Here is a 691-nt window from a genome sequence, read left to right as displayed (position 1 = left end):
GAAATTTCTTCTACGTTTTTTTACATACTAAAATGAATGTTTGTCAAAAATAAATTTGTATGAAAGGAGGAGTTTCCATGCAAAAAAATGCGCGACAATATACTCAGGATGCAACTACTGAACTTAAACACGCAATTGAATGTCTTCAATCTGCATTAGAAACCGTTGAAAAACCCCAAAACCATGAAAGAATCGAACAAGCGCTTCAAGCTTGTCAAACTGCTTATAATCAAACGAATCAAGCAGCAGGTGTTCTTGAACAAGAATAGTATGGAAATTGAAAAACTCAGGTTTATCCCTGAGTTTTTCGCATTTACTTATCATAATACATTAATATTTCTTTAAATTCATTTGAATATTTTAATAACTTAATAGCATGTTTAATATCCAATAAAAATGGTACAGCAATAATATCATCACTTATTTCAAAATATTCATCAATCGGTAAAATTTTAAATCCTGCACTTCTAGCAAACATATATAGTCTTTTATTTATTGTACCAATATACCAATCGGCGTTAGAATGATTGGCATGATCATAACACGCAAGTAAAATTTGTTTAAAAAATCCTTTACCTCTATTTTCCCTTGTAATTAATAATTTACCAATTTCATAGATTTCTTCATTTTGAATATATTTAATATATTTGTTTTCGGAAAAATTATAATAATATTTATTTTTCTCCTCATT

General features: G+C 27.8%; 1 protein-coding gene and 1 pseudogene. One reads left to right on the top strand and one right to left on the bottom strand.

The genetic code is table 11. The features are described from left to right. Nucleotides 1–77 precede the first annotated feature (77 nt). Entirely contained in the window at nucleotides 78–269 is a 192-nt protein-coding gene (locus CN514_RS21590) for a hypothetical protein (protein ID WP_098234341.1), read from the top strand. 44 nt (nucleotides 270–313) lie between these two features. On the opposite strand, the pseudogene CN514_RS25945 reads toward CN514_RS21590, so the two are convergent. After that, nucleotides 314–691, bottom strand: a pseudogene (locus CN514_RS25945) (hypothetical protein); the annotation flags it as partial.

This window comes from Bacillus sp. AFS001701, from assembly GCF_002559405.1.
GTDB lineage: Bacteria > Bacillota > Bacilli > Bacillales > Bacillaceae_G > Gottfriedia.
This window is presented reverse-complemented; position numbering and strand designations above follow the sequence as displayed.

What these genes read in the sequence shown, in the direction of transcription:
- CN514_RS21590 (WP_098234341.1), top strand. Translation starts at nt 78, where the DNA reads ATGCAAAAAAATGCGCGACAATATACTCAGGATGCAACTACTGAACTT.